Below are 19185 nucleotides of genomic sequence, written 5' to 3' on the forward strand. Positions count from 1 at the left end.
GGTCAGGAGCGCAGGGTGATCTGGATCGCGCCGTCGACGCCGAACACGGCCGAGCGGCCGCCGGACAGGATCACATTGAAGGGCGAATCGTCGTTGCGTCCGCCGCGTGTGCCCAGCAGCAGATCGCTGAAGTTGCCGAAGCCGGTATCGGCTTCGCCGTCGGCCGCCGCGCCTTGCAGCGCCGCCAGCTTGGCTTCCAGCCAGGCGACCGTGTTGCGTAACGCCGCCAGTTCCTCATCCTTTTCCTGCAGCGCCAGCTCGTAGCTGCGGATGCGCTGGTCGGCGCCGGCATGCAGCTTGTCGGCCAGTTGCTCGACCAGCGCTTGCAGCGTGCGCGCCGTGTCCTCGCGCTTGAGACCGTCCGCCTGGCTGTCTTCCTCCGCCAGTTCCTTCAGATACTTGTGGATGGTCGACTTCGAGCCGGTATTGCCCAGGGCCAGGCGCACCGCATCCACCGACGGATAGCGTCCCTCGGCCAGCAACTGGTCGCGGCTGGTTCTGACTTGTGATTTCGTTAATCCGGTTCGTGCCATCGTTACCTCAAGAGCTAGCTGGTCCCGGTTCAAATCGGGATGGGTGACGCAGACATTGTAATGCCCTTGGACTGCAACAGCCAGCGTGTGGCGGATAGGTTACAATCGCGCCATGTATATCGACTCTCATTGCCACATCAATTTCCCCGAGCTGGCTGCCCGCATGCCGGACATCCTGGCCCAGATGGAACACAACAAGGTGACGCACGCGCTGTGCGTGTCGGTCGACCTGCCGGATTTCCCGCAAGTGCTGGCGCTGGCGCACCAGTATCCGAACATCTACGCCTCGGTAGGCGTGCATCCGGACTACGAAGACACGCCCGAGCCGTCGGTGGAACAGCTGGTGCGGCTGGCCGACGATGCCAAGATCATCGCCATCGGCGAGACCGGCCTCGACTACTTCCGGCTGGAGGGCGATCTGGAATGGCAGCGCGAGCGCTTCCGCACCCATATCAAGGCCTCGCGCATCACGCGCAAGCCGCTGATCATCCATACCCGCAACGCCGGCGAAGACACCATCCGCATCATGCGCGAAGAGGGCGCCGGCACCGAGGCGGGTGGCGTGGCCGGCGTGATGCACTGCTTTACCGAGTCGCTGGAAGTGGCCAGGGCGGCGATCGAGATGGGCTTTTATATCTCGTTCTCCGGCATCGTCACCTTCAAGAGCGCCAAAGAACTGCAGGCGGTGGCGCTGGAGCTGCCGCTGGAACGCATCCTGATCGAGACCGATTCGCCCTACCTGGCACCGGTGCCGTATCGCGGCAAGACCAATGAGCCCGGCTTCGTGGCGCACGTGGGCGAGTTCATCGCCAAGCTCAAGGGTGTGCCGGTGGCAGAGGTGGCGGCGCACACCACGGCCAACTTCCGCAAGCTGTTCAACGTCGCCGCATGATGCGCCGGCGCTTGCTGCTGTTGTCGCTGGCCGCGTTGGGCGTGCCGGCGCTGGCGTTCGAGCAGAGCGATGACGAGGTCGAGTTCTTCCGCGCCGTGCAGCTGGACGGCGTCGGCCGCGTAAAGGCCATGCTGGCCAAGGGCGTGAGCCCGAACGCGCGCGACGCCAACGGCGAGACCGGCCTGATCGTCGCCATGCGTTACGAAGCGCTGAACGTCGCGCGGCTGTTGATGGACCAGCGCGCTATCGACATCGAAGCCAAGGCGCCCAACGGCAATACGGCGCTGATGATGGCTGCCTTCCGCAAGAACAAGGACGCCGTGCTGGACATGCTGAAGCGCGGCGCGCAAGTCAACCAGAAAGGCTGGACGGCATTACATTACGCCGCCGCGGCCGGCAGTGTGGAAATTACCACCCTCCTGCTGGACAAATACGCCTACATCGACGCCGAGTCGCCATCCGGCATGACCCCGCTGATGATCGCCGCCCGCGAGGGCCAGGAGGACGTGGTGCAGCTGTTGCTCGAGCAGGGCGCCGATGCCACGCTGAAAGACGGCGGCTTCCACCTCACCGCCGCCGAATTCGCCCTCAAGGCGGACAAACCCTGGATCGCCAAGACCATCAACACCTTCCTCGCAAGCAAGAAATCACGCTAGTCATGTCGCCACGGCGATCAGTGTGCCAGCGCCGCCAGGTAGTCGTTGATGATGTCGGCGCTGGCCGAGGGCGAGCTCAGGTGCGGGCAGTGGCCGATGTTGTCGATCGTCGCCAACTGGCTGTTGGCCAGGTTGCGGTGCAGGTAGTCGCCGACCTCGCGCGGGGCGATCATGTCGTCGCTGCATTGCAGGATCAGCGCGGGCACGGTCGACCTGGCCAGGTCCGCGCGGTGGTCGGAGGTGAACGTCACCCGCGCGAAATGGCGCGCGATCTCCGGATCGTTGCGCTCGAAGCGCGACAGCAGTTCCTGCGACAGCACCGGCTGGGTCGGCGCGCCCATGATGACCGGCGCCATGCGCTTGATCCAGCTGTCGTAATCGAGTTCCATCAGCTGGAGCAGGCCGTCGATGTCTTCCGGATTGTAGCCGCCGATGTAATCGCCGTCGTTGAGGTAGCACGGCGACGGTCCGACCATGACCTGGGCGGCGAACTTATCGGGCGACACGATGGACGCCAGCATGCCTATCATGGCGCTGACGGAATGGCCGACGAAAATCACCGGCGATCTGGCGTACAGGTCGATCACATCCAGCACATCCTCGGCGTGGCCGTGCAGGGTGCCGTATTTGTCGCGGTCGTAGGCGCCGAGGTCGGAATTGCCGCTGCCCACCAGATCCATCAGCACCACCCGGTAGCGGCTGGCAAACGAGGGATAGATAAAGCGCCACATCTCCTGGTCGCAGCCATAGCCGTGGACAAACATGATGGTGGCCGGACCGTCGCCGGCGCAATGGACGTTGTTACGATGGTGAACAGACATGGATGCTCCGTTGCTGAGTTGCCGCTAGTATAAACGCAACAGTGTCTTTTGGTTATGGGCATGGTGATAGCCGGCGAATTGGCGGCGTTTTGCTGTCCAGTTCGCCAGATGGGCAGGGCGGCAACTTGACGATAATGTCCGTACGGAACCAACCGAGGATCACCATGCTGAACGAACGCGAGATTGAAAGCTGCTACCTGGGACAATTCATCCCGGTCCACTACCACCACAACATGCTGATGGACCAGAACCGCATGCACGGTTTCAAGTCGGCCATCGACTATGCGGTCAAGCCGGGTGCGCGCGTGCTGGAGCTGGGCGGCGGCACCGGCGTGCTGTCATGGTTCGCGGCGGCCAAGGCGTCCAAGGTGTATTGCGTGGAGTTTAACCCGGATATGGTAAGGGAGGCGCGCAAGTTCCTGGCGGTGAATCCGCATGGCGACAAGGTCGAGGTGGTCCACGCCGACGCGTTCGAATATCTGCCGCCGGAACCGGTGGACGTGGTGATCTGCGAGATGATCCATGTCGGCATGCTGCGCGAGAAGCAGGTCGAAGTGATCGAATCGTTCAAGCGGCGCTATGCCGAGCGCTTCGGCGGTCCGCTGCCGGTGTTCCTGCCGGAAGCGGTGATCATGGCGGTGCAGCCGTTGCATCAGGAATACGATTTCGAAGGCTTTTATGCGCCTATCGTACAGTTCCAGGAAAATACCGTGATTTATCCCGGGACGGTCGAGATGGCCCGGCCCGCCGTGTACAGCATCATCGACTTCAACCAGCCCAACGAGCTGGCTTACGCCTGGCAAGGCAAATTCGTGGTCGAAAAAAATGGCAGCATCAATGCCATGCGTTTCGTCACCAAGAACATCCTGGCGGTGGTGCAGGAACGCTCCACCACCATCGACTGGCTCAACCATTATATGGCGCTGCCGCTGGCGACGCCGGTGCAGGTGCGCGAGGGCGACGTGGTGCAGGTGAGCTTCCAGTACCGCGCCGGCGGCTCCATCCCGTCGCTGCAGGCGGCGCTGAAGGCCGAAGTGCTGTACGAAGCCGCGCTGCAACCGATCCCTGCCTGCGCCTGAAGGAAGCGGGGACAGACCACGCTTTTGCAATGTTCTAAAAACGTGGTCTGTCCCCGGTTATCACGCGGATCCGCCAGCACGAACTCCGTTCGTCCCCGAAAAGCGGCGTTTGATCGCCGTTATCTGCAGTTGATCGCACGGGAATTGCCCGTCGTACGCCGCTCCATTAGAGTCCCAGTATAGACAAGAATTCAACGCAATCGGGAGCGTCCTATGCTGGGTTTCATTATTTGGCTGTGCTTGCTGTTCCTGTGCTGGCCGCTGGCCTTGCTGGCGCTGGTGCTCTACCCACTGCTCTGGCTGATCACCTTGCCGTTCCGCCTGATCGGCATCGGCGTCGAAGGGGTGTTCGAGCTGCTGCGCGCCATCGTCATGCTGCCGGCGCGCATCCTCGGCGGTTCGCCGCGTTAGAAATCGACCAGGAAGCCGGCACCCACCGACTTCTGCGAATAATTGTAGTCGATCAGGCTCTGGCCGTAGCCGCTGAAGGCTTGCACATAGCCCTTCAGGTTGGCCGCGACCGGGAAGGCCCAGCCGAACTGCACCATGCCATGCCGCGTGCTGAAGTTGCGGCGCGCCGTCATCGACAGCTCGTGGCCGTTGAAGCGATAGGTGGCGCGCAGGTCGCCGTGGCCCATGTAATCGGTGATGTCGATGTTGTCGTTGTCCGAGCGCGCGTTGTCGAGCCGCTTCCACAGGCGCACGGCGACGCCGAGCTTGCCGGCTTCCGCCCCCATTTCCGCGTAAATCCGGTTCCAGCTACGCGACAGCGTCGAGGTCTGGCCGTTCGACTGGTGGTTCAGCGCCAGCGTCAGGTAGCGCACGTCCACCGGCCCCAGCTTCAGTGCCAGCGGCGTGGTCAGCATCAGCTCGGGCTGGTAGTTGGTTTCCCGGAACGGGCTGGACGCGGCGCGGTTATAGGCTTGCCAGAAGCTGTTCTGGGTGTAGCCGAACCACAGGTCCACCGGCGAACTCAGCAACTGCTCGATCATCTTCATCTTGAAGCTGAGCTGATACGTCAGCTCCACGTGCTTGGATTTCAGCCCGGCCGGCGTAAAGTCCTTAAAAGGCGCATCATTGGAACTGGTGCTGTAATTCGCCAGTAGCAAATAGGTGTCATGATGCGGCCGGAAATTGAACACGCCGCGCTTGGACGAACGGTCCAGTTCCCATTCCTGCACCATGCGCGAGACGGTGTCTTCCGGCGGAATGGTGGTCAAGGCCGCGACTTTCGGCGACACTTGCGGTTCCGGCGGCGGCGCGGCCGGCTGGGTACGGGCCGGTTCGCTGGCGGCGACCGCGGTCTCGGGCAATTTGGCGTCCTTGCCGGCCGACAGCGGCGCCACGGCATTGTCGCCGGCGGCCTGGACGGCAGGCGCGTTCTTGGCCAGGGCGTCGTAGCAAGCCAGACGGGCGCTGGCGTCGCCGAGCAGGGCGCAGCGCTCCAGGCGGTTTTCGAGATCGGTGGCCTGAACCTGCGCTAAAGCCAGAGCCGGCGCCATGCCGAAGGAGAGGAAGAGAGTAGTTTTTGTTCGCACACGCATGCAGATTGTCCGAGTGAGAGGTAAGCTTGTGATTTTGTTACAGATTACATTAACTGCCAGTAATCATGTCGCACGCTAAGAGGGCTTGAATTTGGCAACTACTGCCACACCTAAGCATTCCATTACGTGTACATGCACACATCGAGGAGATTCGAGATGACCCGCAAGACCCCCATCGAGCGCTATCGCAACATCGGTATCAGCGCCCACATCGACGCCGGCAAAACCACCACCACGGAGCGCATCCTGTTTTATACCGGTGTGAACCACAAGATCGGCGAAGTCCACAATGGCGCCGCCACCATGGACTGGATGGAGCAGGAACAGGAACGCGGGATCACCATCACCTCGGCGGCGACCACGGCTTTCTGGAAAGGCATGGCCGGCAACTTCCCCGAGCATCGCATCAACATCATCGACACGCCCGGCCACGTCGACTTCACCATCGAGGTCGAGCGTTCCATGCGCGTGCTGGATGGCGCCGTGATGGTGTATGACGCCGTCGGCGGCGTGCAGCCGCAGTCGGAAACCGTCTGGCGCCAGGCCAACAAGTACCACGTGCCGCGCATCGCCTTCATCAACAAGATGGACCGCGTGGGCGCCGACTTCTTCCGCGTGCGCGAGCAGATCGCCAACCGCCTGAAGGGTGTGGCTGTGCCGATCCAGGTGCCGCTCGGCGCCGAAGACAACTTCCACGGCGTGATCGACCTGGTCAAGATGCGCGCGATCAACTGGGACGACGAGACGCTGGGCGTCAAGTTCACCTATGAGGACATTCCGGCCGATCTGCAAAAAGTGGCCGCCGAATGGCGCGAAAAAATGGTCGAGGCGGCCGCCGAAGCCACGCCCGAGCTGCTGGAAAAATACCTGGAAGGCGGCGAGCTGAGCGAGGACGAAATCAAGACCGGCCTGCGTCTGCGCACCATCCGCAACGAAATCGTGCCGATGCTGGCCGGCAGCGCCTTCAAAAACCGCGGCGTGCAGGCCATGCTGGATGCGGTGATCGAATACCTGCCGTCGCCGGTGGACGTGCCGGCGATCGCCGGTACCGACGAGGACGACCAGCCGATCGAGCGCCACCCGAACGACACCGACCCGTTCTCGGCGCTGGCGTTCAAGATCATGACCGACCCGTTCGTCGGCCAGCTGACCTTCTTCCGCGTGTACTCGGGCGTGGTGAACTCGGGCGACACCGTGTACAACCCGACCAAGTCGCAGAAGGAGCGCCTGGGCCGCATCCTGCAGATGCACGCCAACGAGCGTAAGGAGATCAAGGAAGTGTACGCCGGCGACATCGCCGCGGCCGTGGGCCTGAAAGGCGTCACCACCGGCGACACCCTGAGCTCGCCCGAGCACGTGATCGTGCTGGAAAAGATGGTCTTCCCCGAGCCGGTGATTTCGCAGGCGGTGGAGCCGAAAACCAAGGCCGACCAGGAAAAAATGGGCATCGCCCTGAACCGGCTGGCGCAGGAAGACCCATCGTTCCGCGTGCACACCGACGAGGAATCGGGCCAGACCATCATGTCCGGCATGGGCGAGCTGCACCTGGAAATCCTGGTCGACCGCATGAAGCGCGAATTCGGCGTCGAAGCGACCGTGGGCAAGCCGCAGGTGGCGTACCGCGAAACCATCACCAAATCGGCCACCGATGTCGAGGGCAAGTTCGTCAAACAATCGGGCGGCCGCGGGCAGTATGGCCACGTGGTGCTGACGCTGGAGCCGAGCGAGCCGGGCAAAGGCTATGAATTCGTCGACGCCATCAAGGGCGGCGTGGTGCCGCGCGAATACATCCCGGCGGTCGACAAAGGCATCCAGGAAACGCTGCGCGCGGGCGTGCTGGCCGGTTATCCGGTGGTCGACGTCAAGGCCACGCTGACCTTCGGCTCGTACCACGACGTCGACTCGAACGAGAATGCCTTCCGCATGGCCGGCTCGATGGCGTTCAAGGACGGCATGAAGCGCGCGTCGCCCGTACTGCTGGAACCGATGATGACGGTGGAAGTGGAGACGCCGGAAGAGTTCATGGGCAACGCCATGGGCGACCTGACGGCGCGGCGCGGCATGGTGCAGGGCATGGACGAAATCCCTGGCGGCGGCGGCAAGATCATCCGCGCGCTGGTGCCGCTGGCCGAGATGTTCGGCTACTCCACCACCTTGCGTTCGCTGACCCAGGGTCGCGCGACCTACACCATGGAGTTCAAGCACTACGCTGAAGTGCCGAAGCACATCCTGGACCAGATCGCAGTCGCCAAAGCGAAGTAAGCAGTCGGCTCTGAGCCCGACCCTCTAGAACGCTTTCAGTTTCAGCTGGAGGGAGATGCCGCCGTACAGGCGGTCCTTGTAGCTCGGGATGATGGCGACGTTGACGCCGACCCGCTCATATTCGTAGCTGAGGGTCGGGATGGCGGCGGGGAACCAGCCGCCATTGCGCATCTTGGGGTAGCCGTCGAAGCCGCCCACCACCGCGCCGACCCGTACCGGCCCGATCTTCCACGGCTGGTAATACACGCCCGCGTAATTCGAATACGCGCGGTCGCTGTTGTAGAAACGCCCCACCGTGGCCGACGCCACCGTCGAAAAACGCCACTCCGCACCCAGTCCCCAGTTGCTGCCATTCAGGTCCTTGTCGCGCTGGAAGTGCCAGGTGTAGAAGCCACCATTCAGCCACACTTCTTTCAGCGGCGCCGATTCGATGGTCTCGAAGGTGTCGGCCATGGCCGCGCCAGAACAGCAGGCCAGCAGCGCCAGGCCGGCAATACGCGCACGTTTGATCATCCGAAAAGCTTTCATCGTGGTTGAGACGATGGATTATAGCCGTGTATGATGCCTGAATGAAATCAAGTCAGAACAAGAAGCGCGCCGGGCTGCTGGCGCTGGTATGCGCGGCGGGAACGGTTCAAGCGGTGGAGTGGCGCGGCCTGCTCGACCTGCGCGCCAGCGATGCCGACGCCAGTGCCGCCATCACCAGCAGCGGTATGTCCAAGTCGCGTTACGACGCCGGTTCGCCAACCCTGAGCATAGGCCAGGCCGTGCTGCACGGCGACGCCGATCTGACCGACACCATCAGCGCCAGCCTGGAACTCGGCGCCGACCAGCAGCACCGCGGCCGCACGGTCGATGTGCGCGAAGCTTGGCTGGCCTGGAGCCCGCTGCCGGCCGGCGCCTGGAAAACACGGGTCAAGGCCGGTTTCTTCTTCCCGCCCAGCAGTGTCGAAATCGATTACGACGCGGTCGGCTGGGTGCCGAAACATACCATTTCCGCGTCCGCCATTAACAGCTGGATCGGCGAGGAGTTGCGCACCAACGGCGTGGAATGGAGCGCGCGCCGCCTCGGCCGCCATGCCGGCGCGCCGTATGACGTGGGGGTGGTGCTGGGCGCTTTCACCGGCAACGATCCCACCGGCACCTTGCTGGCCTGGCGCGGCTGGTCGATCACGGACCGCATCGGTGGCCGCAACGATGCCTTGCTGCTGCCCGATATTCCGAGCTATGGCCCCACCGGCACCATTTCGCGTCAGAGCCGCACCATTCATCCGTTCCGCGAAATCGACGGACGTCTGGGCTACTATGCGGGCGCCAATCTGAATTTCGGGTCGGCGCTGGAATTGGCCGCGCTGCATTACGATAACCGCGCGGATCCCTGGGTGGTCAAGGATGGCCAGTACGGCTGGCGCACGCGCTTCGATCATGTCAGCGCCGTGTGGCGGCCGCAGGGGGAGTGGGAGCTGGCCATGCAGGCGATGCGCGGCGATACGCTGATGGGCTGGAATGCGGTCGCGCTGGATTTCCAGTCCTGGTATCTGCTGGCCAGCCATCCGCTCGGACCGGGCACCGCCGCGTTGCGCTACGATCGTTTCCGCACCACGGAGCATGACAACCTGCCCGGTGATCCGAACAATGAAACCGGCCACGGCGTGGCGCTGGCCTACGAGTTGCCGCTGACCGACAGCTGGTCGCTGATGAGCGAGGCGCTGTTCGTGCGCAGCGACCGCGCCGCGCGCGTGCTGATCGACGAAGCGCCGCTGCAGAACGAGCGCAGTCTGACGGTGTCGCTGCGGCTTAAATGGTGACGCGCCAGCCGCGTTTATCGGCGTAGACCATGACCAGCCAGAACACGGCGGTGAAGGCGGCCGCAAACGCCGCCGAGGCGAATTCCGGCCCGAACCTGGGCGCCAGCGGCGCGAACACATTGCGATACAACGGGCCGAAAACGCCGCTATAAGCCAGCAGGCAGGTGGCCAGCCACGCGCCGCCGTAGGTCGCAATCGCATTCACCCCCATCGCCCGGCCCAGCGCCGGCCAGCCGCGCACGTCGATCAGCTGGTAAGCCAGCGCGATCGCCAGCATGCCGAAGCCGCCGGTCCACAGGACAAACGACGATGTCCACAACTGCTTGTTGAGCGGGAAGGCCAGCGACCACAGGCCGCCAACTGCCATCGCCAGCGCGCCGCCGGTCGCCAGCGTGCCGATGCGGCCTGCGCGCAGCCAGGCGCCCGCGCGCAGGCCGAGCAACACCGTGCCGAGCGCGGGCAGGGTGCTGAGCAAACCTTCCGGCTCGTGCGCCAGGCCGGTGGCGGGGTCGTACTGGTAGGACAGGCTGCCGATCAGCGCCGTGTCGACGCGGTCGGCCAGGTTCAGGTGCGGCTCGAGCGGTCCGCCGCCGGCCAGCAGTGCCCAGTAGCCCAGCAGGATTGCCGTCAGCGCCGTCCACTGCGCCCGCGCGGAGCGCAGGTAGATCGCCAGCAGGCCGGCCAGCGTGAAGCAGATGCCGGTGCGCTGCAGCACGCCGAGCAGGCGGAATCCGTGCGCGTCGAGCGTCAGCATGGAGACGATGTTCAACGCCACGCCGAGCAGGAAGATCCGCAGTCCGCGCAAAAGCACATTGCGCGCCAATTGGCCGCGCGGCGCGGCCGGCGCTTCGATCTGCCTGCCCAGTGCCAGCTGGATCGAGACGCCGACAATCAGCATGAACACCGGGAAAATGAAGTCGGCCGGGGTGCAGCCGTGCCATTCGGCGTGCTCCAGCCAAGGATAGATGTGCGACCAGTCGCCGGCGTCATTCACCAGCAGCATGGCCGCCACGGTCAGGCCGCGGACGGCGTCGATGGATTGTATGCGCATCTTGCAACACTACCATGCCATCCCTCGTTAGGGAGGTGATTTCCCTCCCTATCGGTAGTAAAGTCTCAAATATTTGCCTAAGAGATATTTCCAATAGGAAATGACTATGAATGTTATTTGCGATATAAATTTTCGCTCAGGCAATTTCTCCCATATCATGGCGGTTATCTCGTGTGCGATCTAAGGAATAAGCATGGACACCAATAAAAATGAAATCAGCGTCGCTACCCGTCTGTTCGCCGGCTTCGGCATCATCCTGCTGATGATGCTGATCCTGTCGGCGATCAGCGTGTTCAAGGTCAACGCCATCGATAACAGCCTGCAGCACATCAGCGACGTGAACAACGTCAAACAGCGCTACGCGATCAATTTCCGCGGCAGCGTGCACGACCGCGCCATCGCGCTGCGCGACGTCACGCTGGTCGGCGATGGCGAGATCTCCAGCGTCACCAGCCTGATCGACAAGCTGGACGGCGATTACCAGAAATCGGCGGCGCCGATGGATGGCCTGTTCAGTGATGCCAAGGCCAAGATCACCAGCGAGGAGCGCGAGTGGCTGTCGAAGATCAAGCAGAGCGAGGCGCGCACCACGCCGCTGATCAGGAAGATCATCGACGCGCGCCGCGCCGGCGACATCGACGGCGCGCGCAAGATGATGCTGGAGCAGGCCAAGCCGGCCTTCGTCGACTGGCTGGCCAGCATCAACGGCTTCATCGACCAGGAAGAGAAGATGACCGAGGCCGAATCGGACATCGCCCGCCAGGGGGCGCACAACTTCCAGTCGCTGGCGCTGCTGGCGGTGGCCATCGCGGTGGCGATCGGCGTGGTGGTCGCATGGCGCGTCACGCACTACCTGCTGGGCGCCCTGGGCGCGGAACCGGCCGAGGTCAAGGCGCTGGCCAATGCCGTCGACCGCGGCGAGCTGTATCACGAGGTCGAACTGCGCAACAGCGACAAGGATTCCATCATGTCGGTGCTGGTGAAGATGAGCCGCAACCTGCGCACCACCGTCACCGAAGTGCATGAAGCGGCGGTCGCCGTCGGCAGCATCAGCGAGCAGATCTCGGAGCAGAACCAGCACCTCTCCGGCCGCACCGAAGACCAGGCCAGCTCGCTGGAGGAAACCGCGTCGGCGATGGAAGAACTGACCGCCACCGTCAAGCAGAACGCCGAAAGCGCCCGCGAAGCCAACACCTTGGCGCAGAATGCCTCCGACATCGCCAGCAAGGGCGGCGAGATCGTCGGCCAGGTGGTGAATACCATGAATTCCATCGATGAATCCTCGCGCAAGATCGAGGAAATCATCAGCGTCATCGACGGTATCGCTTTCCAGACCAATATCCTGGCGCTGAACGCGGCGGTGGAAGCGGCGCGCGCCGGTGAGCAGGGCCGTGGCTTTGCGGTGGTGGCCACCGAGGTGCGCAATCTGGCGCAGCGCAGCTCCAACGCGGCGCGCGAAGTGAAGGCGCTGATCGATGAATCGGTGGCCAAGATCCACGACGGCACCCGGTTGGTGGAACACGCCGGCAGCACCATGCACGATATCGTGCTGAGCGTGAAGCAGGTGAGCGACATGGTGGAAGCCATCACCACCGCCAGCGACGAGCAGCGTCAGGGCATCGAGGAAGTCAACCGCGCCATCTCGCAGATGGACCAGGTGACGCAGCAGAATGCCGCGCTGGTCGAGCATGCGGCGGGCGAGGTGGAAACTCTGCAGGAACAGGCCGCGCTGCTGAACCACGCTGTCGGCGTATTCAAGATCCAGCGCGACGGCTGGAGCGCGGCGCCGGCGCGTGCCGCCGCAAGCGCGGCATCGGGCCGCGGCATGCTGCCAGCACCGGCCGGAGCGTAACATGCAGCAGATGTTGCTCAAGAATTCAGAGCCCGAGCGTCTGGAGGCCCTGCATCAACTGGGCATCCTGAACACCAACACCAGCGAGTACTTCGACACCATCACGCGGTTGACGATGGATATGTACAAGGTGGGCGGGTCGTATATCTCGCTGCTGGACAGCGACCGCCAGTGGCTGAAATCGACGGTGGGCTTCTGCCCGCCGAACACGGAGCGCGACCAGACCTTCTGCAACTACACCATCCAGCAAGCCAGCGTGCTGGTGGTGGAAGACACGCTGCTCGATGCACGCTTTGTAAGCAACCCGATGGTGACGGGGCCGCAGGCGGTGCGTTTCTATGCCGGCGCGCCGCTGATCACGCCGGAAGGCTATGCCATCGGCGCGCTGTGCATCATCGATCAGCAGCCGCGCAGCCTGAATGAGGCGGAGCGCGAGCAGTTGGCCAGTCTGGCGGCGCTGGTGATGTCGCACATCACGCTGGGCCGTGCGGTCGGCCACGTCGATTCGGTCAGCGGCCTGCCGAACAAGTATCAGCTGTTCGAGGATCTGACCACGCAGGCGCGCGACAACAAGGGGCAATACCGCGTGCTGGCCACTGTCGACATGCCGGATGCGGCCAAGGGCTTCGAAATCATCCGCGTGCTGGGCGCGCCCATGTACGATGAATTGATCCGCGAAGTATCGGCGCGGCTGACCCGCTTGTTCGAGGGCAGGGCGGCCGTGTACCACCTGACCGACGGCCGTTTCTCGGTGCTGTCGCAGGACGAGAACACGGCGGACTTTGTGCGCTATCTGCATGGCCTGGAGCCGGAACTGCAGGCGCCGTTCAACAGCCTGAATATTCCGATGGTGCTGCAGACCATAGGCGGCATCGTCGAATTCGACCTGTGCGCGAATTCGGCCAAGGACGCGCCGCGCAAGGCCGCGGCGGCGATCAATCAGGCGCTGCGCCAGCAGCAGCGCTGGAGCCATTACAGCAACACGGAAGATGAAAAGCAGAAGCGCGCCTTCCGTCTGCTGAACGATGTCCGCCATGGCATCGCCAATGGCCACTTCGAGCTGGTGTATCAGCCCAAGCATGAGCTGATCAGCGGCGCCTGCAGTTCGGCCGAGGCGCTGTTGCGCTGGAATCATTCGGAGCTGGGACCGGTGTCGCCGGCGGAGTTCATCCCGCTGATCGAGAAGACCGCGCTGATCGGCCCATTGACCCACTGGGTGATCCGCACGGCGATCCAACAGCTGGGCGCATGGCACGCGGAGGGCAACCGCATCAAGGTGGCGATCAATCTGTCGGCCTACAATTTCGAGGAGCCGGACATCGTCGAGCGCCTGGCCGCAACCTGTCGCGAGTTCGGCGTCGATCCGCGTTACGTGGAAATCGAATGCACCGAGGGCGTGTGGATGGAAAGCGTCGCCATCCTGAAGGCGCTGCAGGGCATACGCGATCTGGGCATGAGTCTGGCGCTGGACGATTTCGGCACCGGCTACAGCAACTTCGCCTATCTGCAGAAGGTGCCGGCCACGGTGGTCAAGGTCGATCAGTCGCTGATCCGCAACGTGCACACCAACCCGCGCGACCAGCGTATCGTGCGCTCGCTGATCGGCCTCGCGCGCGAACTCGATTACCAGGTGGTAGCGGAAGGTGTGGAGACCGAGCAGTCGCTGCACATGATACGCGACTGGGGCTGCGACATCGCCCAGGGCTACCACTTCGCCAAACCCTTGAGCGCGGACGCCTTCCTGGCGCACGCGGTGCAGTACCGGGACAGCCACGTCGCCATCGCCGCATGAAGCCAGTTGCATAGCTTATAATCGGGCGATGCACACGTCACTTCGCCTGATTCCCCTAATGCTGCTGCTGGCCGGATGCGGCGCGTCCAACCAGCAGCTGATCTCCGCCTGCAAAAGCGGCGACTGGAGCGCCATCGGCCGCGACGATGGCGTGAAGGGCGAGCCGGCCAACTACGCCGAACGCAAGGATTTCTGCATCGACCACGCCGACAAACCGGCAGCGGCCGATGCTGCCGCGCGCTATCAGGCCGGCTGGTCGCAGGGGAACTGGGACATGTGGCATGGTATCGGCAGCGTCGACGGCGTGGAAGGCCGGCTTCAGCGCTACGAGGCGCTGGCGTCCACGCAGGCCATGCGCGAGCACAAGACGCCGGGCAACCAGCCGGCCTATGACGCCGGCTGGACCGAAGGGAATTCGCGTCACTGGGAAAACGTCGGCAAGGATGAAGGCACTGCGGGTTTGCCGTCCACGCAAAAGGAGGCCAACCGCGACAAGGCCGCCGCCATGCAGTTGCGCTTCGACGCGCAGGCTTACAGCAATGGCTGGCGCGCTGGCAACCGAACCTTCTGGTCGGACGCCGGCATGAGCGATGCGCGCAATGGCTTGCCGGACGCCGAGTTCCGCAACCGCGCCGCGGCGGCGCGCCGGGCCGGTGTCGATGTCCAGGAGGAGACCTACCGCGCCGCCTGGAACGCGGAGATCGTCAACTATTGGCGGAATCTGGGCACGCAGGACGCCACCAGCGGCAAGGACTTTGCCGCGCGCAGCCGCGAGGCGAAACAGAAAGGCTTGAAGATTCACGAGCCGGAATACCGCCAGGCCTGGGAGACGCGGCTGGCCGATCACTGGCGCCAGGCCGGCGCGGACGATGGTTACGGCAAGCCGTTCATGCTGGAGCAGCGTATCGCCAACGCGGGGCGCGACGGCGTGTTCGTGCTGGCCTCCACCCGCGAACTGTACACGCGCGCCTGGGAGGAGCAGAACGCGCGTTACTGTCAGCCGGAGAACTCCTTCGAGCGGGGACGCGGCAACGCCGGCATGGCGGTGGAAGTGTGTCGCCCCGAACTACGCAATCAGATGAAACATGCGTATGTCAGCGGACAGGATTATGCCGTCGCCGAGGTGAAATATCGTCAGGCGGTGGAGGAAGCCAACGACCTGGCCAACCGCGTGCGCGATGCACGCAATCGCCTGTCGCGAGTGGAGCGCGAGATCCGCGCCAGTCGGGAAGCGAAGGACCGTCCCGTCAATGACGAAACGGCCAGGCAGGACAAGCGCCGCGAGCAGGATCGTCGTGAACTGAGCGACCACCTGCAGCGCCTGGAGCGGCAGCTCGATGACGCCCGGCGCTGGGCCGAGCGTCACGATCTGCAGATGCAGCGTCTGCGCCGCGAGATTTATTAGAAGCCCACGGTCGCCGACACCGAAACGGTGCGTGGCGCGCCCAGCACCAGGTAGCCCGAGCCAGGGTAGCCGCCGGCCGAAGCCCAGTAGCTCTTGTCGGTCAGGTTGTCGATGCGCGCGCGGAAGGTGACGTTGCGGTCGAGGATGCGGGTGGCGTAGCTGGCGCCGACATCCAGACGGGTCCACGATGGCAATTCCTGCGTGTTGGCGCCATCGGCATACTGCTTGGAGGTGTACACGGTGCGCGCATTCAGGTTCAGGCCATGCACGCCCGGCACATCCCATTCGGCGCCGAGGTTGAGCTGCGTATCCGGCACGCCGATCACGTCCTTGCCCTGATTCAGACCGCCGGCGGTGACGCGCTGTTTCGCATCCAGCAGGGTCAGACCGCCCAGCAGGCGCAGGCCGCGCAGCGGCACGCCGTACACGGTCATCTCCAGGCCCTGGTTGCGCTGTTCGCCGAACACGCCGAAGATGCGATCCTTGATGAAGGCCGATGGCTGGTCGGTGCGGAACAGCGCGGCGGTCGCGCCCAGCGTGCCGTGCTCGTATTTGACGCCGACTTCCTTCTGCTTCGACACGTAAGGATCGAACACCTGGCCGATGTTGGTGACTTCGCCGGCGGCGGTTGGACCTTGCTGCAGCGCTTCGATGTAGTTCGCATACAGCGACACGCCTTTCACCGGCTTGTAGACAACACCTGCTACCGGGGTGACTTTGCTCTGATCATAGTGCGACTGGGTAACGCCGGTGTTGTAGTCGTAGCTGTCCGACTTGATGGTCTGGTGGCGCGCGCCGACAGTCAGCAGCAGCTTATCGTTCAGCATGGACAGCGTATCGGCCAGCGCGTAACTGGACAGGATGGTCTTCGAGGTCAGGTGCGGATCGCTCAGTACACCGCCGACGAAGAAATCGGGCGTCGGCGCCGCCACGTCGATCGGGCGATAGATGTTGGTGGCCAGGCCGCCGAAAGTGCTGAAGGCATAAGCGTTTTTCGACTCCGACCAGAACGAGGAGGCGGTGGCGCTGATCGAGTGGCCGATGCTACCGGTGCGCAGCTTGGTGCGCACGCCGATTTCGCCGGTGCGGATGTTGTCGTGGCGGGTGTTGTCGAAGCGGTAGGCGTTGGCGCTGCCGTCCACCGCGGTCACGGTCGGTTCCGACAGGCTGTTGTTCTCGTCGCCGCTGCGGGTGCCGAAAGCGGCCCAGGCCACGCTGTCCTGATTGATGTCGTATTCGCCGCGCACGGTGCCGAAGGTGTCGCGCTCGTTCGAGTGGGTCCAGTTCTGGGCCCAGCTCTTGTCGCTGTCCGGCGCCGATGGCAGCGGAATGCCGCCGGCCACGGTCACACTTGGACGCGGAGATGTCAGCTTGTGATCCTGATAGCCGACATCGGCCGACAGGCGGAAGTCGCGCGCCTGGAAGTCCAGGCCGACCGATGCCACGGTCAGTTCGCGGTGCTCGCGATCGACGCCGGTGTCGCCGTCGCGGCGCGCGACGTTGACGCGGATGCCGGTGTTGCCGTCGGCGCCGAAGCGGCGGCCGATATCGGCGGCGACGTAACCCTGGCCGCCGGTTTCCACGCCGAGCGTGACTTCGGTCAGCGGATTATTCGATGCGCGTTTCGGCAGCAGGTTGATCGATCCGCCGATGCCGCCGCCGCCCGGCGCGGCGCCGTTCAGGAAAGAGTTCGCGCCGCGGAAGACTTCCACGCGCTCCAGCAGCTCCGACGCCACGAACTGGCGCGGCAGAATGCCATACAGGCCGTTGTAGGCCATGTCGTCCGAATTGACGGCGAAGCCGCGGATCACATACAGCTCCTGGAAGTTGCCGAAGCCGCGCGCCACGCGCACGCCGGGATCGTTCTGCAGCACGTCCGCCACGCTGCGCGCCTGCTGGTCCTGGATCAGGGCGGAGGTGAAGTTCAGCGTGTTGAACGGGGTGTCCATCATGTCGACGTTACCCAGCAGGCCGACGCGGCCACCGCGCGCGATCTGGCCGCCGGCGAAGTCGCGGGTCAGTCCATCGGCCGACGCGTCGGCGGAATGGCTGACGACCACGGTTTGTACCTTCTCGTCGGCGCTGCCGGTCGCGCTTTGGGCGGCGGCGGCGCCCGCAACCAGCAGTGTGGCCAGGGCTAACGGGGTACGTTTCAATTTCGGATTCTGCATGATATTTTTATTAAGTAAATGAGATTGATTCTCAATTATACTGCATGGCTATTAAATGAGAGTGATTTGCATTATCATTGTGGCTTCAGTAATGTCACCGCGATTTCAAAAATGACACCAAGCAACGTCCGCCGCTGGGCATGGATACATAAGTGGAGCAGCCTGGTCTGCACCGTCTTCATGCTGCTGCTGTGCGTTACCGGCCTGCCGCTGATTTATCACCATGAGATCGACCACTTGCTGGGTAACGCCATCGAGGCGCCGGAACTGCCGGCCGGCACCCCCAAGGCCAGCCTGGATGACGTCATCGCGGCCGGCAAGACGCTGTACCCGAACAAGATCGCCATGTATCTGTCGCAGGAGCCGGACGACACCAGCATGTGGTTCCTGACCATGGGCGACAATCCGACCGATGAGAAATTCAAATCCATCGCCATCGACGCGCGCACCGCCAAGGTGCTGGGCGAGCCGAGCTTCGAAGGTAGCTTTCTGGGCGTGATGTTCCATTTGCACGTGGACCTGTACGCCGGGTTATGGGGCAAGCTGTTCCTCGGTTTCATGGGCCTGCTGCTGGTGATCGCGATCATCTCGGGTGTGGTGTTGTACGCGCCATTCATGCGCAAGCTGGAATTCGGCGAGGTGCGGCGCGAGCGCGGTCCGCGCGTCAAATGGCTGGACCTGCACAATATGCTGGGCATCGTCACGCTGACCTGGGCGCTGGTGGTGGGCGCCACCGGCATGATCAATACCTGGGCCGATCTGCTGCTGAAGTACTGGCAGTACACCGAGATGGCGCAAATGGTGGCGCCGTACAAGGGCATGCCGCCGCCGAAGCAACTGGGCTCGATGCAGCAATCGCTGGAGCACGCGGTGGCGCGCGAGCCGGGCATGAAGATCGGCTTCGTCGCCTTCCCCGGCACGCCGTTCACCAGCGAGCATCACTACGGGATTTTCATGCGCGGTGATACGGCGCTGACCTCGCGTTTGTACAAGCCGGTGCTGATCGATGCACAGACCACCGAGATCACCGACAGCCGCGAGCTGCCCTGGTATCTGACCGGTTTGCTGATTTCGCAGCCGCTGCACTTCGGCGACTACGGCGGCGCGTGGATGCAGTTCCTGTGGGCGGCGCTCGATGTGATCACCATCTTCGTGCTGGGCAGCGGCCTGTATCTGTGGCTGAAGCGGGGCGCGCCCGCGCCCGCGCGCCCCGCGGGGGAGGGAGAAGAAATGGGGGGGCCGGTGGTGGCGGCGCGGGGCCCCGCAGGCGCAGCCCCCGGAGCGGGCCCGGCCTGCGGAAGTGGGGGGCGCCCCACCCA

Annotated in this window: 16 protein-coding genes; 10 read left to right on the forward strand and 6 right to left on the reverse strand. The window is 63.8% G+C overall.

What is annotated here, in order from left to right; genetic code table 11:
* Positions 1–2: 2 nt before the first annotated feature.
* Positions 3–533, reverse strand: coding sequence for a DNA-binding protein (locus E4L98_RS07865; RefSeq protein WP_135201007.1), 531 nt, complete (start codon positions 531–533; stop codon positions 3–5).
* A gap of 112 nt (positions 534–645) precedes the next feature.
* On the opposite strand from E4L98_RS07865, the gene E4L98_RS07870 reads away from it, so the two are divergent.
* Together E4L98_RS07870 and E4L98_RS07875 are read left to right on the forward strand one after the other, a co-directional pair.
* Positions 646–1425 carry a TatD family hydrolase gene (locus E4L98_RS07870; RefSeq protein ID WP_135201008.1) on the forward strand — a complete coding sequence of 260 codons (780 nt, stop codon included), beginning with the start codon at positions 646–648 and terminating at the stop codon, positions 1423–1425.
* Positions 1422–2081, forward strand: a complete 660-nt coding sequence (locus tag E4L98_RS07875; RefSeq protein WP_135201009.1) for an ankyrin repeat domain-containing protein — start codon at positions 1422–1424, stop codon at positions 2079–2081. The genes E4L98_RS07870 and E4L98_RS07875 overlap by 4 nt, the downstream gene beginning before the upstream one ends.
* 17 nt (positions 2082–2098) lie before the next feature.
* Here E4L98_RS07875 and E4L98_RS07880 read toward each other — a convergent pair whose 3' ends face one another.
* Positions 2099–2902, reverse strand: coding sequence for an alpha/beta fold hydrolase (locus tag E4L98_RS07880; protein ID WP_135201010.1), 804 nt, complete (start codon positions 2900–2902; stop codon positions 2099–2101).
* A 164-nt stretch (positions 2903–3066) separates the two neighbouring features.
* On the opposite strand from E4L98_RS07880, the gene E4L98_RS07885 reads away from it, so the two are divergent.
* Positions 3067–3981 (forward strand): class I SAM-dependent methyltransferase, encoded by a 915-nt coding sequence (locus E4L98_RS07885; protein WP_135201011.1) that lies wholly within the window; start codon positions 3067–3069, stop codon positions 3979–3981.
* A 213-nt stretch (positions 3982–4194) separates the two neighbouring features.
* Positions 4195–4392, forward strand: a complete 198-nt coding sequence (locus E4L98_RS07890; RefSeq protein ID WP_135201012.1) for a hypothetical protein — start codon at positions 4195–4197, stop codon at positions 4390–4392.
* On the opposite strand, the gene E4L98_RS07895 is transcribed toward E4L98_RS07890, so the two are convergent.
* Positions 4389–5525, reverse strand: a complete 1137-nt coding sequence (locus E4L98_RS07895; protein ID WP_229257307.1) for a phospholipase A — start codon at positions 5523–5525, stop codon at positions 4389–4391. The two genes, E4L98_RS07890 and E4L98_RS07895, sit on opposite strands and share 4 nt — an antisense overlap.
* Positions 5526–5681: 156 nt before the next feature.
* On the opposite strand from E4L98_RS07895, the gene fusA reads away from it, so the two are divergent.
* Positions 5682–7787: an elongation factor G gene (gene fusA, locus E4L98_RS07900; protein ID WP_135201013.1), complete on the forward strand. Its 2106-nt coding sequence runs from the start codon at positions 5682–5684 to the stop codon at positions 7785–7787.
* Between the two features lie 24 nt (positions 7788–7811).
* Here fusA and E4L98_RS07905 read toward each other — a convergent pair whose 3' ends face one another.
* Positions 7812–8300, reverse strand: coding sequence for a hypothetical protein (locus tag E4L98_RS07905; protein WP_135201014.1), 489 nt, complete (start codon positions 8298–8300; stop codon positions 7812–7814).
* Positions 8301–8356: 56 nt separating this feature from the next.
* Here E4L98_RS07905 and E4L98_RS07910 point away from each other — a divergent pair, with 56 nt between their 5' ends.
* The gene (locus E4L98_RS07910) at positions 8357–9595 is read left to right on the forward strand and encodes a hypothetical protein (protein WP_135201015.1); all 1239 of its coding nucleotides are present in this window, start codon (positions 8357–8359) and stop codon (positions 9593–9595) included.
* On the opposite strand, the gene E4L98_RS07915 is transcribed toward E4L98_RS07910, so the two are convergent.
* Positions 9585–10646 (reverse strand): acyltransferase family protein, encoded by a 1062-nt coding sequence (locus E4L98_RS07915; protein ID WP_135201016.1) that lies wholly within the window; start codon positions 10644–10646, stop codon positions 9585–9587. The two genes, E4L98_RS07910 and E4L98_RS07915, sit on opposite strands and share 11 nt — an antisense overlap.
* A 193-nt stretch (positions 10647–10839) precedes the next feature.
* Between E4L98_RS07915 and E4L98_RS07920 the strand changes: the two genes are divergently transcribed.
* From E4L98_RS07920 to E4L98_RS07930, 3 genes are read left to right on the forward strand one after another with little or no spacing between them, the layout of a single operon-like run.
* Complete coding sequence (locus E4L98_RS07920) at positions 10840–12498, forward strand: methyl-accepting chemotaxis protein (RefSeq protein ID WP_135201017.1); 1659 nt, start codon at positions 10840–10842, stop codon at positions 12496–12498.
* A gap of 1 nt (position 12499) precedes the next feature.
* Entirely contained in the window at positions 12500–14290 is a 1791-nt protein-coding gene (locus tag E4L98_RS07925) for a sensor domain-containing phosphodiesterase (protein ID WP_135201018.1), read from the forward strand.
* Positions 14291–14318: 28 nt separating this feature from the next.
* On the forward strand, positions 14319–15695 hold the full coding sequence (locus tag E4L98_RS07930) for a DUF2799 domain-containing protein (RefSeq protein ID WP_135201019.1): 1377 nt from the start codon (positions 14319–14321) through the stop codon (positions 15693–15695).
* On the opposite strand, the gene E4L98_RS07935 is transcribed toward E4L98_RS07930, so the two are convergent.
* Positions 15692–17866, reverse strand: coding sequence for a TonB-dependent receptor (locus tag E4L98_RS07935; protein ID WP_135201020.1), 2175 nt, complete (start codon positions 17864–17866; stop codon positions 15692–15694). The two genes, E4L98_RS07930 and E4L98_RS07935, sit on opposite strands and share 4 nt — an antisense overlap.
* Positions 17867–17977: 111 nt before the next feature.
* Here E4L98_RS07935 and E4L98_RS07940 point away from each other — a divergent pair.
* On the forward strand, positions 17978–19185 hold a 1208-nt coding region (locus tag E4L98_RS07940; RefSeq protein ID WP_135201021.1), incomplete at its 3' end, for a PepSY-associated TM helix domain-containing protein.

The sequence above is a fragment of the Duganella callida genome, assembly GCF_004614165.1.
GTDB classification, from domain to species: Bacteria; Pseudomonadota; Gammaproteobacteria; order Burkholderiales; family Burkholderiaceae_D; genus Rugamonas; species Rugamonas callida.

Excerpts from the sequence above, each read along its gene's own strand:
- E4L98_RS07865 (WP_135201007.1), bottom strand. The coding sequence starts at position 533 with ATGGCACGAACCGGATTAACGAAATCACAAGTCAGAACCAGCCGCGAC.
- E4L98_RS07870 (WP_135201008.1), top strand. The coding sequence starts at position 646 with ATGTATATCGACTCTCATTGCCACATCAATTTCCCCGAGCTGGCTGCC.
- E4L98_RS07875 (WP_135201009.1), top strand. The coding sequence starts at position 1,422 with ATGATGCGCCGGCGCTTGCTGCTGTTGTCGCTGGCCGCGTTGGGCGTG.
- E4L98_RS07880 (WP_135201010.1), bottom strand. The coding sequence starts at position 2,902 with ATGTCTGTTCACCATCGTAACAACGTCCATTGCGCCGGCGACGGTCCG.
- E4L98_RS07885 (WP_135201011.1), top strand. The coding sequence starts at position 3,067 with ATGCTGAACGAACGCGAGATTGAAAGCTGCTACCTGGGACAATTCATC.
- E4L98_RS07890 (WP_135201012.1), top strand. The coding sequence starts at position 4,195 with ATGCTGGGTTTCATTATTTGGCTGTGCTTGCTGTTCCTGTGCTGGCCG.
- E4L98_RS07895 (WP_229257307.1), bottom strand. The coding sequence starts at position 5,525 with ATGCGTGTGCGAACAAAAACTACTCTCTTCCTCTCCTTCGGCATGGCG.
- fusA (WP_135201013.1), top strand. The coding sequence starts at position 5,682 with ATGACCCGCAAGACCCCCATCGAGCGCTATCGCAACATCGGTATCAGC.
- E4L98_RS07905 (WP_135201014.1), bottom strand. The coding sequence starts at position 8,300 with ATGATCAAACGTGCGCGTATTGCCGGCCTGGCGCTGCTGGCCTGCTGT.
- E4L98_RS07910 (WP_135201015.1), top strand. The coding sequence starts at position 8,357 with ATGAAATCAAGTCAGAACAAGAAGCGCGCCGGGCTGCTGGCGCTGGTA.
- E4L98_RS07915 (WP_135201016.1), bottom strand. The coding sequence starts at position 10,646 with ATGCGCATACAATCCATCGACGCCGTCCGCGGCCTGACCGTGGCGGCC.
- E4L98_RS07920 (WP_135201017.1), top strand. The coding sequence starts at position 10,840 with ATGGACACCAATAAAAATGAAATCAGCGTCGCTACCCGTCTGTTCGCC.
- E4L98_RS07925 (WP_135201018.1), top strand. The coding sequence starts at position 12,500 with ATGCAGCAGATGTTGCTCAAGAATTCAGAGCCCGAGCGTCTGGAGGCC.
- E4L98_RS07930 (WP_135201019.1), top strand. The coding sequence starts at position 14,319 with ATGCACACGTCACTTCGCCTGATTCCCCTAATGCTGCTGCTGGCCGGA.
- E4L98_RS07935 (WP_135201020.1), bottom strand. The coding sequence starts at position 17,866 with ATGCAGAATCCGAAATTGAAACGTACCCCGTTAGCCCTGGCCACACTG.